This is a genomic window from Bacillus sp. SIMBA_008, from assembly GCF_046535495.1.
Taxonomy (GTDB): Bacteria; Bacillota; Bacilli; order Bacillales; family Bacillaceae; genus Bacillus; species Bacillus subtilis.
Window position 1 is genome coordinate 1 of the sequence record NZ_JAWRWL010001035.1, and the last position, 246, is coordinate 246.

1 protein-coding gene is annotated in these 246 nt (G+C 38.2%); it reads left to right on the top strand.

The features are described 5' to 3' along the window. Positions 1-14 precede the first annotated feature (14 nt). Positions 15-246: phage tail domain-containing protein (locus tag SB658_RS26560; protein ID WP_410603483.1), on the top strand; the 232-nt coding region annotated here is incomplete at its 3' end.

Below are 246 nucleotides of genomic sequence, written 5' to 3' on the forward strand. Positions count from 1 at the left end.
CGGACAAGATGAAGATGAAAGGGCAATTCGGCGTTCGTCATTACAATAAAAGTTATACAGAGCGAGGGTGTCAATTAAGGGTTCTTGTGAATACAGGAGATATTGAGGGCGTATATGAAAAAAGAAATGAACTATACGCCCTATTTGGTAGATTAGAAGACTTTTATATTATTTATTCAAGAGAACCGAGCATACGACGACGTGTTGAGTATGAAGACATGAAAATTAATCGTCCGTCCGGTTCTT